This is a genomic window from Streptomyces sp. NPDC101151, assembly GCF_044768335.1.
Taxonomy (GTDB): domain Bacteria; phylum Actinomycetota; class Actinomycetes; order Streptomycetales; family Streptomycetaceae; genus Streptomyces.
This window is the reverse complement of record NZ_JBIWPP010000033.1, coordinates 40,854-63,367: the sequence shown is the minus strand read 5'-3', so window position 1 is coordinate 63,367 and position 22,514 is coordinate 40,854. Positions and strand designations below refer to the sequence as shown.

19 protein-coding genes and 1 pseudogene are annotated in these 22,514 nt (G+C 72.2%); 9 read left to right on the top strand and 11 right to left on the bottom strand.

The window, feature by feature from the left end:
• Positions 1 to 130: 130 nt before the first annotated feature.
• Positions 131 to 925: a VOC family protein gene (locus tag ACIRU3_RS37710; RefSeq protein WP_404066524.1), complete on the top strand. Its 795-nt coding sequence runs from the start codon at positions 131 to 133 to the stop codon at positions 923 to 925.
• Between the two features lie 34 nt (positions 926 to 959).
• Complete coding sequence (locus tag ACIRU3_RS37705; RefSeq protein ID WP_404066521.1) at positions 960 to 1,652, top strand: ribonuclease H; 693 nt, start codon at positions 960 to 962, stop codon at positions 1,650 to 1,652.
• On the opposite strand, the gene ACIRU3_RS37700 is transcribed toward ACIRU3_RS37705, so the two are convergent.
• Positions 1,653 to 2,474, bottom strand: coding sequence for a tyrosinase family protein (locus ACIRU3_RS37700; protein WP_404066519.1), 822 nt, complete (start codon positions 2,472 to 2,474; stop codon positions 1,653 to 1,655). It lies immediately after the preceding gene.
• A gap of 34 nt (positions 2,475 to 2,508) precedes the next feature.
• Positions 2,509 to 2,883, bottom strand: coding sequence for a tyrosinase cofactor (locus tag ACIRU3_RS37695; protein ID WP_404066516.1), 375 nt, complete (start codon positions 2,881 to 2,883; stop codon positions 2,509 to 2,511).
• 352 nt (positions 2,884 to 3,235) lie between these two features.
• On the opposite strand from ACIRU3_RS37695, the gene ACIRU3_RS37690 reads away from it, so the two are divergent.
• The 5 genes from ACIRU3_RS37690 (at position 3,236) to ACIRU3_RS37670 (ending at position 8,580) form a co-directional block, all read left to right on the top strand.
• A complete protein-coding gene (locus ACIRU3_RS37690) occupies positions 3,236 to 4,444 on the top strand; it encodes an FAD-dependent monooxygenase (RefSeq protein ID WP_404066513.1) in 1,209 nt (402 codons plus the stop codon).
• A 381-nt stretch (positions 4,445 to 4,825) separates the two neighbouring features.
• Positions 4,826 to 6,319, top strand: a complete 1,494-nt coding sequence (locus ACIRU3_RS37685; protein WP_404066510.1) for an MFS transporter — start codon at positions 4,826 to 4,828, stop codon at positions 6,317 to 6,319.
• Complete coding sequence (locus ACIRU3_RS37680) at positions 6,316 to 6,921, top strand: TetR family transcriptional regulator (RefSeq protein ID WP_404066508.1); 606 nt, start codon at positions 6,316 to 6,318, stop codon at positions 6,919 to 6,921. The genes ACIRU3_RS37685 and ACIRU3_RS37680 overlap by 4 nt, the downstream gene beginning before the upstream one ends.
• A 131-nt stretch (positions 6,922 to 7,052) precedes the next feature.
• The gene (locus ACIRU3_RS37675) at positions 7,053 to 8,036 is read left to right on the top strand and encodes an aldo/keto reductase (RefSeq protein WP_404066504.1); all 984 of its coding nucleotides are present in this window, start codon (positions 7,053 to 7,055) and stop codon (positions 8,034 to 8,036) included.
• Positions 8,037 to 8,085: 49 nt separating this feature from the next.
• The gene (locus ACIRU3_RS37670) at positions 8,086 to 8,580 is read left to right on the top strand and encodes a DUF6328 family protein (protein ID WP_404066501.1); all 495 of its coding nucleotides are present in this window, start codon (positions 8,086 to 8,088) and stop codon (positions 8,578 to 8,580) included.
• A gap of 161 nt (positions 8,581 to 8,741) precedes the next feature.
• Here ACIRU3_RS37670 and ACIRU3_RS37665 read toward each other — a convergent pair.
• The 9 genes and pseudogenes from ACIRU3_RS37665 to ACIRU3_RS37625 form a co-directional block, all read right to left on the bottom strand.
• Positions 8,742 to 9,402, bottom strand: a pseudogene (locus ACIRU3_RS37665) (DUF2238 domain-containing protein).
• A gap of 122 nt (positions 9,403 to 9,524) precedes the next feature.
• Positions 9,525 to 10,565: a hypothetical protein gene (locus ACIRU3_RS37660; protein ID WP_404066499.1), complete on the bottom strand. Its 1,041-nt coding sequence runs from the start codon at positions 10,563 to 10,565 to the stop codon at positions 9,525 to 9,527.
• A 102-nt stretch (positions 10,566 to 10,667) separates the two neighbouring features.
• Positions 10,668 to 12,248 carry a serine/threonine protein kinase gene (locus tag ACIRU3_RS37655; protein ID WP_404066496.1) on the bottom strand — a complete coding sequence of 527 codons (1,581 nt, stop codon included), beginning with the start codon at positions 12,246 to 12,248 and terminating at the stop codon, positions 10,668 to 10,670.
• Positions 12,249 to 12,449: 201 nt separating this feature from the next.
• Positions 12,450 to 13,409: a threonine/serine dehydratase gene (locus ACIRU3_RS37650; protein ID WP_404066494.1), complete on the bottom strand. Its 960-nt coding sequence runs from the start codon at positions 13,407 to 13,409 to the stop codon at positions 12,450 to 12,452.
• 82 nt (positions 13,410 to 13,491) lie between these two features.
• The gene (locus ACIRU3_RS37645; RefSeq protein ID WP_404066492.1) at positions 13,492 to 14,523 is read right to left on the bottom strand and encodes a polyprenyl synthetase family protein; all 1,032 of its coding nucleotides are present in this window, start codon (positions 14,521 to 14,523) and stop codon (positions 13,492 to 13,494) included.
• Positions 14,520 to 15,560 carry a tetratricopeptide repeat protein gene (locus ACIRU3_RS37640; protein WP_404066489.1) on the bottom strand — a complete coding sequence of 347 codons (1,041 nt, stop codon included), beginning with the start codon at positions 15,558 to 15,560 and terminating at the stop codon, positions 14,520 to 14,522. Before ACIRU3_RS37640 ends, ACIRU3_RS37645 begins: the two co-directional genes overlap by 4 nt.
• Before the next feature lie 152 nt (positions 15,561 to 15,712).
• Positions 15,713 to 16,390 carry an AIM24 family protein gene (locus tag ACIRU3_RS37635; RefSeq protein WP_404066486.1) on the bottom strand — a complete coding sequence of 226 codons (678 nt, stop codon included), beginning with the start codon at positions 16,388 to 16,390 and terminating at the stop codon, positions 15,713 to 15,715.
• 56 nt (positions 16,391 to 16,446) lie between these two features.
• The gene (locus ACIRU3_RS37630; RefSeq protein WP_404066483.1) at positions 16,447 to 17,718 is read right to left on the bottom strand and encodes a CAP domain-containing protein; all 1,272 of its coding nucleotides are present in this window, start codon (positions 17,716 to 17,718) and stop codon (positions 16,447 to 16,449) included.
• 50 nt (positions 17,719 to 17,768) lie between these two features.
• Complete coding sequence (locus ACIRU3_RS37625; RefSeq protein ID WP_404066480.1) at positions 17,769 to 19,037, bottom strand: serine hydrolase domain-containing protein; 1,269 nt, start codon at positions 19,035 to 19,037, stop codon at positions 17,769 to 17,771.
• 312 nt (positions 19,038 to 19,349) lie between these two features.
• Between ACIRU3_RS37625 and ACIRU3_RS37620 the strand changes: the two genes are divergently transcribed.
• Together ACIRU3_RS37620 and ACIRU3_RS37615 are read left to right on the top strand one after the other, a co-directional pair.
• Positions 19,350 to 21,131, top strand: a complete 1,782-nt coding sequence (locus ACIRU3_RS37620; RefSeq protein ID WP_404066477.1) for a M4 family metallopeptidase — start codon at positions 19,350 to 19,352, stop codon at positions 21,129 to 21,131.
• 166 nt (positions 21,132 to 21,297) lie between these two features.
• The gene (locus ACIRU3_RS37615; RefSeq protein WP_404066474.1) at positions 21,298 to 22,485 is read left to right on the top strand and encodes an ROK family protein; all 1,188 of its coding nucleotides are present in this window, start codon (positions 21,298 to 21,300) and stop codon (positions 22,483 to 22,485) included.
• The last annotated feature ends 29 nt before the right edge of the window (positions 22,486 to 22,514 follow it).

Sequence of the window (22,514 nt, the reverse complement as noted above, 5' to 3'; positions counted from 1 at the left end):
GCGCCGGTCCGCCGCCTCCGCGCTCCGGGCGCCACGGGTTTGCCGCACCCCGGCCGTTCGGCGCGCGGGCCGGACGCAGGATGACTAGCGTGACTCCGGGACACACCGTCTGACCGAGAGGGCCCCGATCATGGCCGTGCAACCTGAAGGAACGCCCTGCTGGGCCGATGCGATGTTCAGCGACCTCAAGGGCGCCAAGAGCTTCTACGGCGACGTCCTCGGCTGGACCTTCGGCGAGTCGTCGTCGGAGTACGGCAACTACACGCAGGCCTATGCGGACGGCAAGGCGGTGGCCGCGGTCGTACCGCCCATGCCCGGCCAGGAGGGGCAGTCGCAGTGGTGTCTGTACTTCGCCTCGCCGGACGCCGCCGCCACCGCGGCGAAGATCCGGGAGAACGGCGGCGAGGTGCTGATGGAGCCGATGCAGGTCGGCGAGTTCGGCACGATGTGCCTGGCACGTGAGCCCAGCGGGGCCGTGTTCGGTGTGTGGCAGGGGGGCACCCACGAGGGCTTCGAGGCGACGGCGGTGCCCGGCGCCTACTGCTGGGCCGAGGTCTTCACCCGTGAGCCCGAGAAGGCGGACGCCTTCCTGACCTCTGTCTTCCCCTACGGGGCGAAGCAGATGGAGGACGACGGGGTCGACTTCCGCCTGTTCGACCTCGGCGAGGACGCCGTCCTCGGCCGGATGAAGATGACCGAAGAGTTCCCGCCCGAAGTGCCGTCGTACGTCAACGTGTATTTCACCGTCGGCAACTGCGACGAGGCCGTGGCCAAGGCCACCAAGCTCGGAGCGGTCCTTCGCTTCGGTCCGATGAGCAGCCCGTTCGGCCGGTTCGCGGCACTGACCGACCCCCAGGGCGCCAACTTCTCGGTGATCGACGTCACGACCACCGAGGGAGACATGCCGACGATCAAGGACGTCTGACCGGGCCCGAACCGGCGGTGTGCGCGGTCATGGCATGATCGACGGCATGCGTGAACGAGTGGTGGCCGCGTGCGACGGGGCTTCGAAGGGGAACCCCGGACCGGCCGGATGGGCATGGGTGGTCTCGGACGACGAGCGGACCGCCGCCCGCTGGGAGGCGGGCCCGCTCGGCCGGGCCACCAACAACGTCGCCGAACTGACCGCCCTGGAGCGCCTGCTGGCCGCCGTCGACCCGGATGTGCCGCTGGAGATCCGCATGGACTCCCAGTACGCGATGAAGGCCGTCACGACCTGGCTGCCGGGCTGGAAGCGCAACGGCTGGAAGACGGCCGCCGGCAAGCCGGTCGCCAACCAGGACCTGGTGGTCCGCATCGACGAACTGCTCGACGGCCGCTCCGTAGAGTTCCGCTACGTCCCCGCCCACCAGGTCGACGGCGACCCGCTGAACGACTTCGCCGACCGCGCGGCCAGCCAGGCGGCCTCGGTCCAGGAGGCGGCCGGCAGCGCTCTGGGCTCCCCGGCGCCGCCGGCGTCGCCCGACACGCCCAAGGCGGCTGCCCCGCGCCGGAAGGCGCCCCGGCAGACCGGCGGTGGAGCGTCCTCCCGCACCATCAAGGCGAAGTTCCCCGGCCGCTGCCTGTGCGGCCGTTCCTACGCGGCCGGCGAGCCGATCGCCAAGAACGCGCAGGGCTGGGGCCATCCGGAGTGCCGGACCGCCGAGGGCTGATCAGGCGTCGAACGTGTAGAACTTCGTGTGGTCCAGCAGGTCCGACGGACGCACGTCGTTCCACGGCTTCATCGTGTCGTCGAGGTCCACGACGTCCGGCGTCCCGCCGGTCGGCACATAGCCGGCACCCGGGTGCCGGCGCTGCCACTCGGCCCACAGCTTGTCGATGTAGGCGTGGTGCAGCCAGAACACCGGGTCGTTGGGGGAGACCCCGGTGGCCATCTGGCCGCCGACCCACACATGGACGCGGTTGTGCAGGTTGGCTCCGCGCCAGCCCTCCAGGTTGTTGCGGAACCCGTCGGAGGCGCTGTTGTACGGCGGCATGTCGTACGTCGGCATCGCCAGCACCGATTCCACCTCCGCACGCGTCGGCAGCTCGCGCACCGCGGTGCCGAGCGAGCGGCGCAGGAACGTGCGACCGTCCACGCGCACACCGATCGTCCAGTTGCCGCCGGTCGCGGCGAACGGGCCGTCCGTGACCCGGCCGTCGCTGCTGCGCCCCGTGCCGCCGAGGAAGTCGGGTGCCCACAGCGAGGCGCGGACCGTGCGGTCGGTGCTCCAGTCCCAGTACGGCAGCGCGACCGAGGGGTCGACCGACTGCAGCGCCTGCTCGAAGTCGAGCAGGAATCTGCGGTGCCAGGGCAGGAAGGACGGTGAGCGGTGGCCGGTCCGCTCGCCGGAGTCGGTGTCCGACATGATGAATTGGTTGTGCGTGCGGACGAACTCGTCGTAGCGCCCGTTGCGCTTGAGTTCGAGGACGGCGTCGACGAACCGGCGCTTCTCGTCGGCGGTCAGGACGGCCTGGTTCTTGCGTACGGTCATGTGCGTGGTGCTCCGGATGTCCTTGCGGGGGCGGTCAGTTGGCGGGGAAGGGCAGCAGCGGGGCGCCCTGCAGCTCGTCCACCGCGGCACGGGCGGCGGCGCGCGGCGTGGGCACCGGGTCGTAGTGGCTGACGACGCTGATCCAGCTGCCGTCGGCGTTCCGCATCACGTGCAGCTCCACCCCGTCGACGAACACGGAGTAGCCGCCACCGTGTTCGTGGTGGTGACCGCCCATGCTCGACGGACGACCCTGTATTCGGCGGCCCTTGTAGACCTCGTCGAAGGACTCCGGGGAGCCGTGCTGGTGTTCGGCGGCCGAAGAGATCGGTGCGACGAGCGTGGCGGCTCCGGCCGCGGCGGCGAGTGCGGCCGCCGCGGTGAGCGTGCGGCGCCGGCTGAGTTCGGGCATGCGGGTCCTCCTGCAGGAGAGTTCGAGTGGTGACTCCGCATGCCTACCGGGGCGTCCGGGAGGGGAAGAAATCGCCCGCAACCGGTTGGCTGTGATCCGGACAATTGGCTACATGTCGTGCAAGATTGAAGCAAGATGATCTTGCTGTGCCGATAGGTCGGTCTGTAGCGGAACGGGGAATTCCTTGCCGGGGTGTCCGGGATTCCGGCGATCCTTCCCGTCCACGGTTCGCCCGAGTGGCGCGGGTCACCGCCCCAGGCTGACGCGATCCGGAAGTCCGGCCGCACCCCTGGTGGTGCTGCTACCGTGCGACTTCGGTCGACCACCTTGAGTAATCATCCGGGATGTGTGCGTGAAGGTAGCCTGTGTCGGAGGCGGGCCCGCGGGCCTGTACCTCGCCATCCTGCTCAAGCTGCAGGACCCGTCCCGCGACGTCACCGTCCACGAACGCAACTCCGAGGGCTCGGCCTACGGCTGGGGGGTGACGTACTGGCGCGGACTGCTCGACCGGCTCCACGACCACGACCCCGAGTCCGCGCGTGCCATCGAGCAGAGCTCGGTCCGCTGGAACCACGGCGTGGCCCACGTCCGCGACCAGGTGACCCGGCAGCCCGGCGACGAGGGCCACGGCATCGGCCGCCACCGCCTCCTCGGGATCCTCGCCGGGCGCGCCCGCTCCCTCGGCGTACGGCTGGAGTTCGAGAGCGAGGTCACGGCCGCCGAACCTCCACAGGCCGACCTGGTCGTAGCCGCCGACGGCGTCCACAGCGTTCTGCGCACCCACCACGCCGACCATTTCGGCGTACAGCTCCGGGAGGGCCGCAACCACTACGTCTGGCTCGGCACCAGCAAGGTCTTCGACGCCTTCACCTTCGCCTTCGTGGAGACCGGGCACGGCTGGATCTGGGCCTACGGCTACGGCTGCAGCGGCGAGCACAGCACCTGTGTCGTGGAGTGCTCCCCGGAGACCTTCACCGGCCTCGGCCTTGACCGCGCGGACGAGGGGGAGGGGCTCGCGCTGCTGGAGAAGCTGTTCGCCGGCATCCTTGACGGCCACCCCCTCTTCGGCCGCTCCTCGACCGGCGGTGCGCCCTGGCTGAGGTTCCGTACCCTCACCAACCGCACCTGGCACCGCGACAACCTCGTCCTGCTCGGCGACGCCGCCCACACCACCCACTACTCCATCGGAGCGGGCACCACCCTCGCCCTGGAGGACGCCATGTGCCTCGCCGCCGCCCTGCGCGAGCACACCACCCTGCCCGCGGCTCTGGCCGCCTACGAGCGGCGGCGCAGGTCCGAACTGCTCTCCGCGCAGAGCGCGGCCCGCTACAGCGCCCAGTGGTACGAGAACCTGCCCCGGTACATCGAGCTGCCCCCGCACCGCATGTTCGCCCTGCTGGGTCAGCGCCACTCGCCACTGCTGCCGTACGTCCCGCCACAGCTCTACTACGGCATCGACAAGGCGGCCGGCAGGCTGCAGATCCTGCGCAGGCTCAAGCACCGGCTGGGCCCCACCGCGGCCCGCGCCCTGCACGCCCGCTCGACGGCCGACCGCGGCTGACGCGCTCCCGCGCTCCGCATCGTCCCGAGCGGCCGTCCCCCCCACCGAAGGAATCTCCGGAGGGCTCTTCGAAGGAACCTTCGTCATGGCGGGCGAGACCGCATCTGACCGCGGACGGCGCCCGCACCTGCGACCGGCTGCCGACGGAGGTCTTCGACCGGGGCTTCGGCGGCCGTGGTCGAGGCGCTGGCCGCCGGTCCCTTCGCGCCCGCCTCCGCCGGCGTCCGCGACCCCTTCCTGCGGGGCTGCCCGGCCGCCTCGGAGTGGCACATCGCCCGACGGGCCGGGCGGAGGAGGACGGAATATCTTGGTGAATGGCTATTCACTGGATAAGGTGAATTGTTGTTCACCGAGCTGTCCGAGACGTCCACAGGAGCGCCGATGGACCACCCCGCCCCGATACCCCAGCCGCCCGACACCCCCGCGGCGGCGCCCCGGCTGCGGGACCGTCTCACCATCCCGGTGCTGGCGTCGGGCGGCATCCTCATGGCCGTCATGCAGACCGTGGTCGTACCGCTCCTGCCCGACCTGCCCCGGCTGACCCACGCCTCGGCGGCCACCGTCTCCTGGATGGTCACCGCGACCCTGCTGTCCGGGGCGGTGCTCACCCCCGTGCTGGGCCGGGCCGGCGACATGTACGGCAAGCGCAGGGTGCTCATCGCCGCGCTCGCCCTGATGACCGTCGGCTCCGTGATGTGCGCCCTGTCCTCCGACATCGGCGTGCTCATCGCGGCCCGCGCGCTCCAGGGCGCCGCCGCCTCCGTCGTCCCGCTGTCGATCAGCATCCTGCGCGACGAACTCCCGCCGGAGCGCCGGGGATCGGCGGTGGCGCTGATGAGTTCCACCGTCGGCATCGGAGCCGCCCTCGGCCTGCCGCTCGCCGCGCTGGTCGTCCAGTACGCCGACTGGCACACCATGTTCTGGCTGACCAGCGCCCTGGGCGCGCTCGGCGTGAGCGCCACCTGGTGGGCCGTCAAGGAGTCCCCGGTGCGGGAGCCCGGCCGCTTCGACGTCCTCGGCGCCCTCGGCCTGACCGCCGGGCTGGTGTGCCTGCTGCTGGGCGTCTCCCAGGGCGGCCAGTGGGGCTGGGGCAGTCCCCGGGTCCTCGGCCTGTTCCTCGCGGCCGTCACCGTCCTCGCCCTGTGGTGGTGGCAGCAACTGCGCAGCGAGAGCCCGCTGGTCGACCTGCGTCTGGTCACCCGGCCGCGCGTCGGCCTGTCCCATGTGGCGGCCCTGCTGACCGGGTTCGCCTTCTACGCCAACTCGCTCGTGACCGCTCAGCTGGTGCAGGCGCCGGAGGCCACCGGATACGGCCTCGGGCTGTCCATCGTCGCCACCGGCCTGTGCCTGCTGCCCGGCGGCGTCACCATGCTGCTCTTCTCGCCCCTGTCCGCCCGCATCTCCGCCGCCCGCGGCCCGCGCATCACCCTCGCCCTGGGCGCCGCCGTCATCGCCTGCGGCTACGCGCTGCGCATCGCCGACAGCCGCGACCTGTGGATGATCATCCTGGGTGCGACGGTGGTGGCGACAGGCACCACCCTCGCCTATTCCGCGCTCCCGACCCTGATCCTGCGCGCCGTACCGGCCGCCCAGACCGCCTCCGCCAACGGGGTCAACGTCCTGATGCGCACCATCGGCCAGGCAGCCTCCAGCGCCGCCGTCGCCGCTGTCCTCGTGCACCACAGCAGCCCCGTCGGCGGCGTTCCGGTGCCGACCCTGCACGGCTATCTGCTGGCGTTCTCGATGGCCGGCGTGGTCGCCCTGGCCGGCTCTGCCGCGGCCCTGTCCATCCCCGGCGACGGACCCTCCGGCGCCACCCGGCGCGCCCGGAGAGCCACCCGGGGCGCCCGCGACGAGGCTATGGAGGGAGCATGAGTGCCGTGAGCACTTCATCCGGCCCCCGGGCAGCCGCCCCCGAAACCCCCGCACGCCGCGACGCCGAGGCCACCAAGGCGGTCATCCTCAAGGCCGCCCGCCATCTGTTGGCCCGGCACGCGCACGCCGACATCACCCTCAAGGCCGTCGCCGAACGGGCCGGTGTCAGTGCGCCGTTGATCCTGAAGTACTTCGGCAACAAGGACGCCCTCTTCGCCCGGGTGATGTCCTTCGACACCGACGCCGACGACCTGCTCGACGCGCCCCTGGCGGACCTGGGCCGTCACATGGTCCGCCATGTGCTGGCCAGTCAGCGCGAACGCGGCGCCGACCCGCTGCTGCGCATCGCCTTCGCACCTCTGCACGGCGACCACGGTGAGGTCCTGCGCGCCAACTTCCGCGCCCAGGTCACCGAGCGCCTCGCCGGCCGGCTCACCGGCCCCGACGCGGGCCTGCGCGCCGAACTCGCCGTCGCCGGCCTCCTCGGCCTCGGCGTGATGTACGGCATCGCGCGCGGCCCGCACCTGCGCGAGACCGGCATCGACGCCATCGCGGACCGCTACGGGCCCGTCGTGCAGGAGCAGTTGACGCCCGGTACCTGATGCACCTGCCGGCGCGGGGCCGGTCGGCAGCGTCCCCGCGGACCTGTGGAACGCGGCGGGCAGAGGGCACGTGGTCGCCCGCCGGAGCGATCCGTTCCGCGGGACGAGGGGCCGAGTGACACACTGACCTCATGGACGAACGCGTAATCGCCAGGTTGGGTCAGCGGGCATCGGTCGTCGGACTCGGCACCTGGCAGCTGGGCGCCGACTGGGGCGACGTGGACGACAAGGAGGCCCTGACCGTCCTGGAGGCGGCGGCCGAGTCGGGCGTCACCTTCTTCGACACGGCGGACGTGTACGGCGACGGCCGCAGCGAGTCGACCATCGCCACGTTCCTGAGCAGCCGGCCCGACCTCCATGTGCTGGTGGCCACCAAGATGGGCCGCCGGGCCGAGCAGATCCCCGAGAACTACGTCCTGGACAAGTTCCGCGCCTGGAACGACCGCTCCCGCCGCAACCTGGGCGTCGACCGCCTCGACCTGGTGCAGCTGCACTGCCCGCCGACGCCGGTGTACTCCTCGGACGAGGTGTTCGACGCCCTCGACACCCTGGTGGCGGAGGAGCGCGTCGCGGCCTACGGCGTGAGCGTGGAGACCTGCGCCGAGGCGCTGACCGCGATCGCCCGGCCGAACGTGGCGAGCGTGCAGATCATCCTCAACCCGTTCCGGATGAAGCCCCTGTACGAGGTGCTCCCGGCGGCGCGGGAGGCCGGCGTCGGCATCATCGCGCGTGTACCGCTCGCCTCCGGTCTGCTGTCGGGCAAGTACACCAAGGACACGGTGTTCGCCGCCGACGACCACCGCACCTACAACCGTCACGGCGAGGCCTTCGACCAGGGCGAGACCTTCTCGGGGGTCGACTACGCGACCGGCGTCGAGGCGGCGGCCGAGTTCGCCGCGCTCGCCCCCGAGGGGTACACCCCGGCCCAGCTGGCCCTGCGCTGGGTGACCGAGCAGCCCGGAGTGACCACGGTGATCCCGGGCGCCCGCAACCCGGAGCAGGCCCGCGCCAACGCGGCCGCGGCCAAACTGCCGCCGCTGCCCGGGGAGACGGTCACCGCGATCCGCGACCTGTACGACCGCCGGATCAAGGAGCAGGTCGAGAGCCGCTGGTAGCGCCCGGGCGGCCCGTTTGAACGAACGCCCGGACGGTTACCCGCACGGCATGACGCAGGCCGCACAGCGCAGGGGGCGCGACGAGACCGAGGAGGAGCGGGCCGACCGGATGTGGGGCGAGCTCATCCAGGAGGTCCGGGTGGCCCAGACGGGCGTGCAGATCCTGTTCGGCTTTCTGCTGACCGTCGTCTTCCAGCCGAAGTTCGCGCGACTGTCGGACACCGACCAGCTCATCTACATCGTGACCGTCGTCCTGGGCGCCTGCGCGACCGGTGCCCTCATCGGGCCGGTCTCCCTGCACCGTGTGGTCGCCGGCCGCCGGGTCAAGCCCCGGGCGGTGCGGCTGGCCGCCCGGATGACGAACGTCGGCCTGGTCCTGCTGCTCGCCACCATGACCTCGTCCCTGCTGCTGATCCTCCGGGTGGCCACGAACGACGGCTATGTGCCCTGGCTGGTCGCGGCCGTCGTCGCCTGGTACCTGGTGTGCTGGTACGGCCTGCCGCTGTGGGCGCGCCGTCGGCACACCAGTCCGCGGGACGAGTAGGGGGTGTCGTGTGGATCACCCCGGGATCAGGCCGCGGCGCATGGTGCGGTGCATCGCAAGGCGGAGCATCACCCGCGTACCGGGCGTACCCGGGTGATGCGACGACGCGGCGAGGTGTCGTGCCGGGTGTCGCGGACCCGGGGTGATCCGAACGACACCCCCTAGCCGCCGGTACGGGCCGTACGGGCCTCCAGAGCCGCCATTTGACGGTCGTGGACCCTGCTGAGGAGCAGGAGCGACAGCACGGCGCCGATCAGGGCGCAGAACATGTCCCACTGTGTGTCCCACACATCGCCCTGGGTGGCGAGGAAGGCGTCGGCGCTGTGCCCGCCGATCTCGGCGGCCGCCCACTCCAGCAGCTCGAAGCAGGCACTGAAGGCGAGGCAGGCGCACACGGTGAGCGGGGCCAGCCAGCGGCTGCCGCGCAGCGGCGAGGTACGGCTGAGCAGTTCGCGTACGAGGAGCGCCGGTACGAAGCCCTGCATCAGATGCCCGAACCGGTCGTACGGATTGCGGGACAGTCCGAAGGTGTCCCGCACCCAGTCGCCCGCCGGCACCTGCGCGTAGGTGTAGTGGCCGCCGACCGCGAGGACCAGCGCGTGCACGGCCAGCAGTCCGCACAGCAGCCCGGTCAGCGGGAAGCGCCGCCGGACGAGCACCACGAGGGGCAGCCCGACCAGCGCCCAGACCGTCTCCAGGAGCCAGGTTGTACGGTCGCGCACGCCATGCCGAGACGGCGAGGCCCACGGCCGCCACGCCCGCGTACAGGGCGGGCGGCAGACGGCGCGGCGCGGTGCGCGGGGCGGGGTGCACTGCGGTCATGGCGGGGGCTCCTTGCCCTGGAAGTCGAAGGAGCCCCATCGTGGCGCCGGCCGGCGGGCGCGGACATGAGTACCGCTACTCAGCCCGCGCTGGGGATCTCGGCCGTGTCCCGCTCGGGCGGCTCAGCCCTGCGATCCGGTTCCGCCGGCTCCGCGCAGCGCGGTCAGGCAGGTGCTGATGGCCTGCTGGAGTTCCTCCAGGCGCTGGACCATGTCGTCCTCGTAGAAGTCCTGGGCGTCGTCGAAGGTCAGCTCCTCGAACGCCCGGGTCGCCTTCTGCAGGCTGCCGTAGAACTTCGTCCGCCGCTCCTGGACGCGCAGTTCGGGGTCGGCCTCGACCGTCTCGGCGACGAGGGACTTCATGGTGTCGTAGGCCTCGGTGGCCCACCCGCCGGTGTCCTCGCCGTCCTCCAGCTCGTCGATCAGCGACAGATGCCGCTCGGCCTCCTCGCGCAGCTCGGCGGGCGCGTCCACCGTCTGTCCGGCCGGCGTCCTGATCTGACCGGACTCGGCGATCTGCCGGACGTAGCCGATCCGGTCGGCCGCGCGGCTCTCGCTCGCCACCGCCTTCTTCAGGTCGTCCGTGCGTACGACGTCCCGAGCCAGCTCGCCCTGCAGGTCCGGGTCCTCCTTGAGCCGGTCCAGCAGGGCGGAGCGGGCGGCCCGGGCGGTGGAGGGGTCGGCGAGGATGGCGGCGCGCAGCGCGGTGGGGTTCTCCGCGACCTCCAGGGCCTTGGTGGGGCGGATGCCCTCGGCCTCGGCGGCCTGCGCGATGGCGGTGCCGCGCTCGGAGGCGGCGCTGTTGCGGGAGACGTAGTAGCTCAGCCACACGTCGGCGTCAGGCAGCTCCACCTCCTGGCCCGGGGCCAGCGCCTCGAAGTGCGGGACGAGACCGTCGTCCGCCGCGCGGTCCCAGGCCTTGTAGTAGCGCATGACCCGCTCGGGCGAGCAGCCGGCCAGTTCCGCGAACCCCTTCGCCGACACCTTCGGGGTCTCACCGGCGGCCTGACCGCCAGGCCGCACGCTGCGCGCCACCATCAGCGCGAACGTCCAGCCTCCGGTGCGCGCGTAGACGCCGAACTCGCGTGCGTCCCGCGCCACGAGGTCGGACAGGGGTACCGCGGTGGGTGCGGACGTCTCGGACGGGTCGATCGCAAGGGTCACGGATGACTCTCCTGGAGGCATGGCGGGGTGGGACCGCACTCGGCGCGCGGGTGCAGCCAGAAAGCCTATATGGGTCCATAGGCGGTGCTTTGACGGCCCCGGTCAGCTCTTCGGTTCGCGGAAGGTCTGCAGGAAGGTCTTCTGCGCGAGCCGGTTGGCGGAGTCGTCCCAGGTCCCGGCCGGTGTGGTGAAGCGCAGGGAGAAGCCGTGCCCGCCGTCGAGCAGGAAGCCGCGTCCGAAGGTGTGCACCCGTGCCTCGCCGGACCCGGCCAGCCACTCCAGGTCGGCGGCCTTGTGCCCCTGGTAGGTGGTGGCCCGGACGGTTCCGATCCGGTGGTAGCCGGGGAGCCGCGCCAGATCCGGTTCGACGTCGTCCCGCCACACGGCGACCGGGTCCGGACCGACGCGCTCGCTGTAGGTGACGGCCAGAGCAGATGCCTCGCCGCCCGTGCCGAAGGTGACGCGGTAGGCGCCGTCGGCCGCGCGCGTGGTGGCCAGCCGCTTCCAGCCGTCGGGCAGGGCAACGGAGAAGCCCTCCGGTGCGGTGTAGCGGTGGTATCCGGCAGGCAGGGCCGGGGGCGGGTAGGCGCTGGGGCCGGTCGGTCTCGGGCTCGGGCTCGGGGTGTCGTTCCCGGTGCCGTCGACCGGTGGGACGGCCGTGGCGGTGGGCCGGGGCGGCGCGGCCGCGGTGGAGGTGCCGGGCAGGTGGTGGGTCGCGGCCAGGACGGCAGCCGTGACGGTGACGACGGCCAGCGCGGTCCCGGCCACCATCAGCCGTCTGCTCCGCCCCTGACCGGCCTGCAGTACGGCGGCATAGGCGCTGCGCAGCCGGGGCACGGGCGCGGCGCAACGGTCCGCGGCGGCGTCCTCGTCGAGGGCCCGGGTCAGGGCCTCGCGCACCACCGGCCGGGTGAGCCGCTCCCGGGAGTCCTTGCGCAGCAGCCCCTGGACGGCCTGGGTGAGTGGGCCGGTGCGCAGCGGGGTGCGCAGGGGTAGCTGGTCCACGGCCTTCAGGGTGGCGTCGGGGCGGCCCCGGTCGCGGAACGGAGGGCGTCCCTCGACCATCGTGTAGAGGATCGCGCCTAGCGCCCACAGGTCGGCGGCCGGCCCGATGCGCTCGTCGCGTGCCTGTTCCGGAGAGGCGTACGACGGTGCCGTGAGCCTCGGCGCCAGGGTCGCGCCCGCCAGTCCGAACCCGGCCACCACGACCGGGCCCCCGTCCCGGACGAAGACCTGGCCGGGGCTCAGCTCGCCGTGGGTGATGCCCTCGTCGTGCGCGGACTGGAGCACCTCGAGGATGTCGAGGCCGATCCGCGCCGCCCGTACGGGGTTGAACGGGCCCTCGCGGTCCAGGAGTTCACCGAGGGGCGTGCCGTCGTTCCACTCCGTGACCGTCCACAGGGTGCCCGCCTCCACGACGGCGTCGACGACGGTGGCGGCCCGGCCGGGGCACAGGAGCCGCATGATCTCGGAGGTCCGCACGACCCGGGCCGTGGCGCGGCGCACTGTGTCCGCGTCGGAGGTCTCCGGCAGGGCGGTCTGGGCCACCAGGCGGGGCTGGTTCGCCGTCACGTCCTCCGCGTACCACCACAGCCGGTTCGTCTCCCGCCCGAAGACTTCGAGGAGCCGGTACCGGCCGGCGACCAACTCGTGTGCGGAGACGTGCGCCTTGACCATGGTCATCCCTCGCTGAAAACCCCTGATTCGACCTTTCCCAGAGGTACGCGGGGTACGCCGGGGTGCGTTCAAAGAAACCGCAACTCCGGCGCCTTTTCTGCCTTTTATTCAACTCGTCGAAAGCGCTTGCGAATTTGGGAAGAGGGTGCGCGACCGGGCATCGACCTGCGGGTAACCGACGGTAAATACCCGGGTGCGCGGGTACGCTCAGAGCAGCCCGAACCGGTCCGCCCAGCCGAAGAGATCGCCGGGGGTCGCATTGCCCCCGCACACCACGAGCCCCACCCGGGCGCTCTCACCGGCCCGCTCCACCACCTGCCGGGCCGCCGGCAGCAGACAGCCCGCGGCCGGCTCCGTCCACAGCTTGGCGCGGTCGGCGAGGTCCAGGCAGCCCTGCACGGCCTCCCGGTCCGGTACCACCAGGACCTCCTCGACCAGTGCGGACACATGGTCGTACGTCAGCTGGGACACGGACGGCGCGCTCAGCGTGGTGACGAGCGAGGACACCGGTACCTGCAGCGGACCGCCCGCCCGCAGCGCGGCGGACATGGCCTCCGCGCCCTCCGTCTCCACACCCCACACCCGCACCTTCGGGCGCCGGGCGCGCAGCGCGGCCGCCACCCCGGCGATCAGGCCCCCGCCGCCGATGCTGACGATCACGTCCGTCAGCTCCTGCGCGTCCTCGGCGAACTCCAGTCCCACGGTGCCCTGTCCGGCGATCACGACCGGATCGTCGAACGGGTGGACCAGGGTCAGCCCCTCGTCCCGCAGCCGGAGGACCAGCTCGAAGGCGCTGCCCATACCGTCGGTCAGCCGGACCGACGCCCCGGCCTCCTCGGCCAGTGCGATGGAGCGCGCCGGCGCGGTGCGCGGCATGACCACGGTCGCCTTCACGTCGAGGGCCGCCGCCATCACGGCGAGGGCGATCCCGTGGTTGCCGCCGCTGACCGCGACCACGCCGGCCGCCCGCTCGGGCTCGCTCAGCGACAGCAGCTTGGCCGTCGCCCCGCGCGCCTTGAACGAGCCGGTGCGCTGGAGCAGTTCGAGCTTGGCCGTGACGGGGACGCCGAGCAGTGCCGTGAGGCCGGGGCTCGGCACGGTCGGTGTCCGTACGACGTGTCCGGCGATCCGTTCCGCGGCGGCTTCGATGTCCGAGATGCCGATCAAGGTGGTTCACCTTCCCGACGCGGGGCTGGAGACCGCGCCGCTGGCACCCTGACCCGCCGGGCCGCCCAAGGTCAACACGGATTCAGAGGTCCCGGCCCACCAGGAAGTCCAGCAGGCGGAGCAACTCGTCGGCGGCGCCGTCGGCCGACGGCAGCTGTGCGAGCAGGGCGCGCGCGGCGGCGGTGTGGGTGCGGGCCTCGGCCAGCGCCGCCGTACGGCCGCCCGCCTCCTCGATCAGCGCGGCCGCCTCCGTGGTCCGCCCGGGGGAGTCCAGGAGCGCGGGCAGGCGGCGGGCGGCGGGGGAGCCGAGCGCGGCCAGGACCGGGAAGGTCTTCTTGCGCTCCCGCAGGTCGCCGCCCACCGGCTTGCCGGTGACGGCCGGGTCGCCCCAGATGCCCAGCACGTCGTCCACAAGCTGGAAGGCGATGCCCAGATGCCGCCCGGCGCGGTCCAGTGCGGCCACGACCGGCTCGGGAGCCCCGCCGAGCGCGGCTCCCAGGGCCGCGGCGCAGCCCAGCAGCGCGCCCGTCTTGTGCTCCGCCATCACCCGGTACTCCTCGGGCGTGACCCGTTCCGGCCCGCCGAAGGGCCGCGCGGCGAACAGCAGGTCGTCGGCCTGCCCGCGCACCAGATCGGCCAGGGCCGCGGAGAGCAGCCGTACGGCACCGGCGCCGCCCGGCGCGACGGCGAGGGTCTCCACGGCCAGCGCGAACAGGGCGTCACCGGCGAGGACCGCGGGACCGGTGCCGTACGCCTTCCATACCGCGGGGCGGCGGCGCCGGGTGGCATCACCGTCCATGATGTCGTCGTGGAGCAGCGAGAAGGCGTGCACCAGCTCCACCGCGACGGCCGCCGGAACCCCGGCCCGCCCGTCGGCGCCGGCCGCCCGGGCGCCGAGCACCGCCAGCGCCTGCCGTACGCCCTTGCCACCCGGCGCGGCGGCGGGCGCGCCGCCGACCTCGCACCAGCCGAAGGAGTACGCGGCCATCTCGGCCACCCACGGATGCAGCCGCCCCACCGCCTCCGCCAGCGCGGGGCGCACCGACTCCCGGCAGCGGTCGAGGATTTCCGGGGCCGAGGGCGGTGCCTGCACCGCCGAGGGGAACGCGGTCACCGTACGACCTCCGCTGCCAGGCCGAACTCCGCCTGCGCCCGGGTCACCATCGCCCGTGCGTGCCTGAGTCCGCTGCGCTCCAGCACCCGGGCGAGGTCGGCGAGTTCGGCCGCCGTCTCGGCGCGGTCGCGGCCGAGGTGGGCCAGCGACTTGGCGAGGCCCAGCCGGGCCAGCGCCTCGCCGCGCGCCTCGCTCATCGCGCGGAACTCCTCCAGGGCCAGCTCGTACAGGTCCCGGGCCTCGCGGTAACGTCCCGCGCGGTAGAAGACGTTGCCGCGCATCTTGTGGTTGTAGGCGAGCGCGCTGGACAGGTTCATGGCCTGGCAGCTCGCCTCGGCCCGCGCCAGCAGCTCCAGCGCCCGCTCGGTGTTCCCGTCGCGGACCGAGAGGACGTCGGCGAGCCCGCGCAGCGCCCAGGCGTGGCCGCGCCGGTCCTCGGCCCGCTCGGCTATCTCCGCCGCCTCCTCGAAGAGCGCGTACGCCTTGTCGTACTGCCCGGTGTTGCGGTGCATCTGCGCGATGCCCTCCAGCGCCCACACCGTGTGGCGGGCCTCTCCGCGCCTGCGGGCCTCGGCCAGCAGCTGCTCGTGCAGCCGGCCGACCGCGTCGTAGTCGCCCTGGATGCGACCGGTCTCCGCGAGGCCCGCGAGCGAGTAGCCGCGGACAACGATGTCGCCGCCCCGTTCGCCGAGTTCGGCCGCGAGCCCGAGCAACCGCCAGGCCAACGGGAACGCCCCGCGCTGCCGGGCGAGGGTGCCGCCGCTCCACAGCGCCCACGCCATCGCGGCCGTGTCCCCGGCCTCCCGGGCGGACCGGTAGCTCGCCTTCCAGGCCCGGTCGGCGTCCCGCACCTGACCGAGACGCCGGTGCGCCTCGGCGACGGCGAGTCCGCAGCGGGCCGCCTCGTCGGGACGGCCCGACCGCTCGGCCTCGCGCAGCCGCTCGGTGCCCTCGGCCAGTACATCGACCAGCGAGGAGTTCACGGACAGGGTGGTGAGGGCGCCCTGGTACTCCGGGGCGAAAGCCTTGCCGTACATGCATCCCTTTCTATACACGATGTGTATACATGGTGTGTATAGCACGCCGAAAACATGCCCTGGCCCGGGGGCCAGGGCTTGGTCTGTTGTCGGTCAAGACGCCGCTACGGCGAGAGGGGTTGCCTGTGAGGCGCAGATCACCTCACGAGGCGTCAGTGCTGCTGAGCCTTCTGCGGTGTCGCCTCGCTCGGCCGCACCACGACGAAACCCTCGCCCTGGAGCATCAGCTGCACGGCCTCCCCGGAGCCGCCGCGCAGCATCGAGCCGATCGACTGGGAGCGGTGCAGGGAGGTCTGCAGGTGCGCGGTCCAGCCGACGACGGCGTCGGTGTCGACGTACACCGGCTGCTGGGCCGAGACCGGGATGACCAGGGGGCTGCCCTCGCAGACCAGGCCGAGCCGGCCGTGCCCGCTGAACACGCTGTTGAACAGGCCGCCGCCGGCGATGCCCGAGCCCTTCACGGTCTTGATCTCGTACGACAGCGCGGCGTCGAAACACAGGACGTTGCGGCCGTTGACGGTGAACTGGTCGCCCGGCTCCACCTCGACGATGAAGCAGTTCTGTGCCTCGTGCGCGAACCAGACCTCGCCCTGTCCGCGCGCGGCCATCAGAGGCAGCCCCTCGCCGGTGACCGCACGCTTGAGCATGCCACCCACGCCCTGGCCCTTGCGCTCGAACTGGAGGCCGCCGCGGTGGGCGATCATCGCGCCCTGGCGGGCGTACATCTCGCCGTTCACCGCGTACTTGATGCACTTGGCGTTCTCGATGGTCATGCCCGGCTCCACGGCCGGCTGCACCATGTGCTGACTGGAAAAGAGGTCACCCTTCATGCGGGGCATGGTGTCCCGGAAGGTGTCGTTCCGCCAAGATCACGGACCGTGCCCGTTCAGCCACCGAACAGCTGGGCCCAGTAGGTGCCCGCCCGGCCGCCTCCGGCGTAGCCGACGCCGATGTGCGTGAAGTCCGGTTTGAGGATGTTTGCGCGATGGCCCGGGCTGTTCATCCAGCCCTCCACCACCTCGGCGGGGGAGCGCTGTCCGCACGCGATGTTCTCGCCGATGGTGCGCCGGCGGGAGCCCGCGGCGGCGGCCCGGTCCCAGGGCTGGGAGCCGTCGGGGGAGGTGTGCGCGTAGAAGTCGCGGGCCACCATGTCCGCGCAGTGCGCCTGCGCGGCCCGGGTGAGCTGTGGGTCGGCCGCCAGGGGACGCAGTCCGGCCCGCGCGCGCTCGGCATTGGTCAGCGCGACGACCTCCGCGGCGGTCCGGGCCGCCGCGCCCGGAGTGAGGGGCGCCGCCCACAGCGCGGTCCAGTACCGGTCGCCCGCGTCGGCGTGGGCCAGGCCGACGTGGACGAAGGCCGGGTCCAGGAGCGTGCCCCGGGACTGGCCGGTGCGCAGGCAGTAGGCCACGAACTCGTCCGGAGTGCGCGGTCCCGATACGAGGTGTTCGCCGACGGTGACGTACGCGTACCCGGCGGCCGCCGTCCGCTGGTGGACCGAGACGCCGTCCGGGCCCTCGGCGGTGAGCCGCCCGGCGGCGGCCATCGCGAAGGCGTGCGCCCGGGCTGCGGAGGCGAGCCGTGGGTCGACCGACACCGCAGGGGAACCGGCCTGCGCACGGGCGGCGTTGACCAGGCCGAGGAAGCCGCCGGAATCCGGTGCGGGCGTCGGCGGCGGGCCGTCGTCCGCGACGTTCACCCCGAAGTCGCGGGCCAGGCCCGCCAGCCCGTCGGCGTACCCCTGCCCGACCGCCCGCAGTTTCCAGGCCGGACCCCGCGCATACAGCTCGGCGAGGAGCAGGACGGACTCCCTCCCGGGGCGTGGCGGGGCGAACCGCGCCACCGGACGGCCGCCGCTGTCGGTGACGTCGAGCCGGGGTGCGGGCAGCCGGCCGAGGGGCGTGCCGGGCTCGGCCGTGCTGACCGCCACCGTGACCCGCAGGGCGCCGGGGCGCAGCCGCGCCGGGTCGACGGCGAGGGTGTCGCCGCGCAGTCGGATCCCCGGCGCGTCCGGCTGGTTGTAGAACACGAAGTCGCCGTCTCCGCCGACCTTGCCGCCCCCGTCCGTGACGAGGGCGGACACATCGAAGGGCCCGGCCACCCGCAGCTTCAGCGCACCACCGGGCAGGGCCAGATTCCCCCCGGGGACCAGCTCACTCATCACACCGCGGGGAACGCGCGACGGGGGCGTACGAGTTCCCGCCGCGGGATTCAGGGAGCTTGCAGGCGAGCGGCCCTCAGCCCCGCCGGACCGATGCCCCGGCCCCACACGGACGCCGGGGCCACATCCAGGTTCCGCTCCACCACGGCCGCCTCCGGCCGCGCCTTGCTCTTCTTGCCGCAGAACGCCGATTCCAGCACCCCCGCCAGCGTGTTCAGCACCTTCCCGTTGTTGGAGGTGTTCGCGAGAGCCGTGACACTGCGCTTGCCGTCCTTCGTGGCGAACGCGTACGTGTAGTAGCCCTGGACCGTCCCCGTGTGCCCGTAAACCGAGATCCCGCAGGACAGGTCGCGGCGCCTGAGCCCGAGCCCGTACGACGTCGTGCTGTCGATCCGCGTGAAACGCTCCATCTCCGCGAGCTGTTCCTCGGTGAGCAGCTTCCCGCCGAGCAGCGCCGAGAAGAAGGTGTTCAGATCCCCCGCGCTGGAGATGATCGCGCCCGCGCTCTGCGCCCACGACACCGTCTGGGCGGTCGAGTCGACCAGCTCGGCGCCTGTCGTGTCCGGGGTGAGGTAGCCGCGGGCGTACCGGCCCGGGATCCTGGTGTCGGGGTGGACGTAGAAGGTGTCGCGCAGCTTCAGGGGCTTGATGACGCGGTCCTCGTACGCGGTCTTCACGGGGTGCCCGGTGAGCTTCTCGATGAGCAGGCCGGCGACGACGAAGTTCGTGTTGGAGTAGGAGTAGGCGGCGCCGGGCGCATTGGTGCGCGGCTTCTTCAGGGAGAGCTCGACCAGCTGCCGGTAGGTGTAGACCTTGTTCCGTACCGCCTCGAAGCCGGACACGCTGGCGGCGAACATGTCCTCGGTGTAGTCGTACAGGCCGCTGCGGTGGCTCAGGATGTGCCGGACCGTGATGCGGTCGTCCGGCAGCAGCCCGGGCAGGTAGCGGTTGACCGGGGCGTCCAGGTCCACCCGGTGCTCCTCGGCCAGTTGCAGCAGGACGACGGCCGAGAAGGACTTGGTGACGCTGCCGACGCGGAAGCGGTCGTCCGTGCTGATGTCCTGACGTGTGCGGCGGTCGGCGACGCCCTGGGTGAGCCGGTACGTCGTGCCGCCGTCGTCGACCAGGGCCAGCGCGCCGGGCGCCCCCTGCGACACAGCCGAGCGCAGCACCCCGGCCAGGCCCGTGGTGTCGGGCGCCGGAAGCGCCGCCGGCGCGGGGGTGTCCCCCTCTGCGGTAGCGGCTCGCGCCGGGACCGCGAGCATCGACAGCACGACCGCTCCGAGCACCGCGCCCCTGCCCACCCTTGCTGAGACCATCCGGCTCTCACTCCCGTCCACACGGTTTTTGATGCGACATCGGTCACATTCCGGCCTTGGAACCTAGGGGATTGAGGCAACGTCTCCACAGTCGACACACAGTTGGTCGTCTCGTGATCACTCTGTGGCAGGCATTCGTAAAGGATTGTCATAGAAAACCGCGAAATGGATCATTCCGGCTTTACGTGCGCATGACCGATCCGTAAGGGTTCTCCCCGGGGGCCAGACCAGCCCCCGTGGCGTCCAACGGCGCCATGTGTCAAGGCGGTTGGTTGATCCCGGCCGCCTTCGAACGAAGGAACCCTGATCAGATTGCGTAGACCGCACATACGCAGCGTGGCGGTCGCCGTCGCGGTGACGACGGCTGCCACGGGCCTGGCCGGCACGGCCTTCGCGGGTCCCTCCACGGGGGTGGAGCGGTCCGCCGCGTCCGCCGCCACGACTGCCACGCTGGTGGTGGAGGCGGCGCGCAGCGCGGCCTTCGCCCACACCGCGGCGGCGGGCGTCTCGAAGGGCGACGAACTCCACGCCCAGGACGTGATGATCGACCCCGAGGGCGCACGCCACGTCCGTTTCGTCCGCACGCACAACGGAATGCCGGTGCTCGGTGGCGACCTCGTCGTCCACCTGAACCGGCAGCTGGCCTTCACGGGTGTCACCCGTGCGGCCGGCGAGGCGGTCAAGCCGGCCGCCGCCGAGGCCAAGCTGACCCCGGCCCAGGCCGCTGCGAAGGCCGCCCAGGCCGCCAAGGGCGACGCGGGCAGCGCCGAGCTGGTGGTGGACGCCCGCGGTGGCGCCTCCGCCCTCGCCTACCAGGTGACGGTGACCGACAACGGCACCTCGAGCACCGTTGTCATCGACGCCCTCACCGGCAAGGTGCGCAGCAACACGCCCGACGCGGACGAGTTCCTGTCGCCGAAGCTGCTCGACGCGCTGCGCGAGCGCGGCGAGACCGCCGACCCGGCCATCGGCACCGGCTCCGCCGCCGCCGGCCTGCTCGGCTCGGGTGTCTCCGGTGCCACGCACTACCCGGCGACCGCCAAGGGCACCGGCAAGACCCTCTTCGTGGGCAGCGTCGGCCTGACCACCACGGCGACCTCGCGTGGCCACTACCAGCTCAAGGACCCGAGCCGGTACGGCACCGAGACGCGGGACGCCAAGGGTTCGTACACGGAGAAGTTCAGCGCGGGCACGAAGTTCACCAACACGACCAACGTGTGGGGCAACGGCAAGACCACCAGCCGTGCCAGTGCCGCCGCGGACGCCCAGTACGGCATCACCAAGACCCTGGACTTCTACAAGAGCACCTTCGGTCGCAAGGGCATAGCCAACAACAGCAAGGCCGCCCAGGGCATGGTCCACTGGGGCAAGAAGGTCGGCAACGCCTTCTGGGACCCGACCTGCAACTGCATGCTGTACGGCGACGGCGACGGCCAGGTCTTCAAGAAGCCGCTCGTCGTCCTCGACGTCACCGGTCACGAGCTGACCCACGGCGTGGTGGAGGCGACCGCGAAGCTGGAGCCGACCTTCGTCGACGCCGACGGCAACCAGTACGGCGAGCCCGGCTCGCTGAACGAGTCGCTCGCGGACATCTTCGGTTCCAACGTCGAGTTCTACGCCAAGAACTCCAAGGACACCGCGGACTACCTGGTCGGTGAGAAGCTGGGCCTGTCGCAGAAGTTCCTGCGCCGCCTGGACCACCCGTCGCTCGACAAGCTCGAGGGCACGATCGACTACTGGTCCCCGGACACCTACTACACCGAGGTGCACGCCGGTTCCGGTGTCTCCTCGCACGCCTACTACCTCCTGGCGGAGGGCAGCGGCAAGAAGACGATCAACGGCGTCAAGTACGACTCGCCGACCTACAACCACGCCACGGTCAAGGGCATCGGCCGCACCAAGGCCACGGCCATCTTCTACCGTGCGCTGACCCGCTACATGGTCTCCACGACCGACTTCCACGGCGCGCGTGCCGCGACGCTGAAGGCGGCCAAGGACCTGTACGGCGCGAGCAGCAACGAGTACAAGACGGTGGACAAGGCGTGGGCCGCGGTCAACGTCACCGCCGCCAACACGCCCGCCGCCCGCCACTGACGGACGGCAGCGCACACCAGCACCACCGGATGCCCCGCCTCGCGCGGGGCATCCGCATGTCCGCAAGAGGCCCGTCCGGAAGGGAACCGCAGGTCGGCAACTGCCCCTGCAACCACCCCTGTTTCTTTTATTGACAGTGGAAAATAATGGCCATAGGTTCCCGGCCATGCGCTCGACCCCCGCCGCCGAGACGTTCCCGGCCCACACGCCGGCCGCCTCGCAGGTCTTCACGACGGTCCTGTCCCACGGCCCGCTGACCCGCCTGGAGGCGGGACGCCGTGCGGGGCTGTCCCCGGCCGCCGTCACCAAGGCCGTCCGCCCCCTGCTGGAGGCCGGCTATCTGGTGGAGGGCGCCGACGAGGAGGCCCGCCCCGCCCTCGGCCGGCCCGCCCATCAGGTCCGGGTCAACGGCGGACGAGCGCTGTTCATCGGCGTCAAGGTGACCGGCGACGAGCTGATCGCCGTACTGACCGACCTGTGCTGCCAGATCCGCCTCGCCCGCCGTGCGCCCCTGCCGGACCGGGCACCCCGCACGGTCCTGGCCTCGGTCGCGGACCTTGTCCAGGACCTCCTCGGCCACGCCGCCCAGGCGGGCGCCCCGGTCCTCGGGCTCGGCATCGCCGTCTCGGGCGACGTCGACCGCGCCGAGGGCGTGGTGCGCTACTCGCCCTTCCTGGAGTGGCGGGACGTACCACTGGCCGAACTCGCCGCAACGGCAGGCGGGTTGCCCGTCACCGTCGACAACGACGTGCGCGCGCTGACCGTCGCCGAGCAGTGGTTCGGCGCCGGAGCGGGCCTGAGCGACTTCGCCGTGGTGACCGTCGGCGCGGGCATCGGCTGCGGACTCGTGGTCCACGGACGGGTGGTCGCGGGCGCGCACGGCGTGGCGGGCGAGATCGGCCATGTCGTCATCGACCCGGCCGGCCCGCCCTGCCACTGCGGAAACCGCGGCTGTGTGGAGGCGATCGCCGGGGACGCCGCACTCGTCGCCCGCGTCCGGGAGGTGACGGGCCGTCCCGTCACCGACAGTGCCGAGGCACTGGCCCTCGCCCACCAGGGCGTCTCCGGGGCCCGCGAGGTATACGCACGGGCGGGCGAGGCCATCGGCCGGGGCATCGCCACCGTGGCCAACCTGTTCGGACCCGAGCGCGTGATCATCTCCGGCGAGGGCCTGGCCGCCTACGACCTCTTCGCCGATCAGATCCGCGAGGCGTTCACCGCGGCCGCCTTCGGCTCGGCCGCACGGTGCGACGTACAGACCCGCCCGCTCCCGTTCGAGGAGTGGGCGCGCGGCGCCGCGGCTGCCGCTATCCAGTCCTTCATCACCTCGACCCCCAGCAGCGGAAAGGGCTGAACGGCCCCGACCCGAACCCACCCAGGAGG

Excerpts from the sequence above, each read along its gene's own strand:
- ACIRU3_RS37670 (WP_404066501.1), top strand. The coding sequence starts at position 8,086 with ATGACGCAGGCCGCACAGCGCAGGGGGCGCGACGAGACCGAGGAGGAG.
- ACIRU3_RS37615 (WP_404066474.1), top strand. The coding sequence starts at position 21,298 with ATGCGCTCGACCCCCGCCGCCGAGACGTTCCCGGCCCACACGCCGGCC.
- ACIRU3_RS37680 (WP_404066508.1), top strand. The coding sequence starts at position 6,316 with ATGAGTGCCGTGAGCACTTCATCCGGCCCCCGGGCAGCCGCCCCCGAA.
- ACIRU3_RS37695 (WP_404066516.1), bottom strand. The coding sequence starts at position 2,883 with ATGCCCGAACTCAGCCGGCGCCGCACGCTCACCGCGGCGGCCGCACTC.
- ACIRU3_RS37655 (WP_404066496.1), bottom strand. The coding sequence starts at position 12,248 with ATGACCATGGTCAAGGCGCACGTCTCCGCACACGAGTTGGTCGCCGGC.
- ACIRU3_RS37635 (WP_404066486.1), bottom strand. The coding sequence starts at position 16,390 with ATGAAGGGTGACCTCTTTTCCAGTCAGCACATGGTGCAGCCGGCCGTG.
- ACIRU3_RS37710 (WP_404066524.1), top strand. The coding sequence starts at position 131 with ATGGCCGTGCAACCTGAAGGAACGCCCTGCTGGGCCGATGCGATGTTC.
- ACIRU3_RS37630 (WP_404066483.1), bottom strand. The coding sequence starts at position 17,718 with ATGAGTGAGCTGGTCCCCGGGGGGAATCTGGCCCTGCCCGGTGGTGCG.
- ACIRU3_RS37705 (WP_404066521.1), top strand. The coding sequence starts at position 960 with ATGATCGACGGCATGCGTGAACGAGTGGTGGCCGCGTGCGACGGGGCT.
- ACIRU3_RS37685 (WP_404066510.1), top strand. The coding sequence starts at position 4,826 with ATGGACCACCCCGCCCCGATACCCCAGCCGCCCGACACCCCCGCGGCG.
- ACIRU3_RS37625 (WP_404066480.1), bottom strand. The coding sequence starts at position 19,037 with ATGGTCTCAGCAAGGGTGGGCAGGGGCGCGGTGCTCGGAGCGGTCGTG.
- ACIRU3_RS37675 (WP_404066504.1), top strand. The coding sequence starts at position 7,053 with ATGGACGAACGCGTAATCGCCAGGTTGGGTCAGCGGGCATCGGTCGTC.
- ACIRU3_RS37700 (WP_404066519.1), bottom strand. The coding sequence starts at position 2,474 with ATGACCGTACGCAAGAACCAGGCCGTCCTGACCGCCGACGAGAAGCGC.
- ACIRU3_RS37640 (WP_404066489.1), bottom strand. The coding sequence starts at position 15,560 with ATGTACGGCAAGGCTTTCGCCCCGGAGTACCAGGGCGCCCTCACCACC.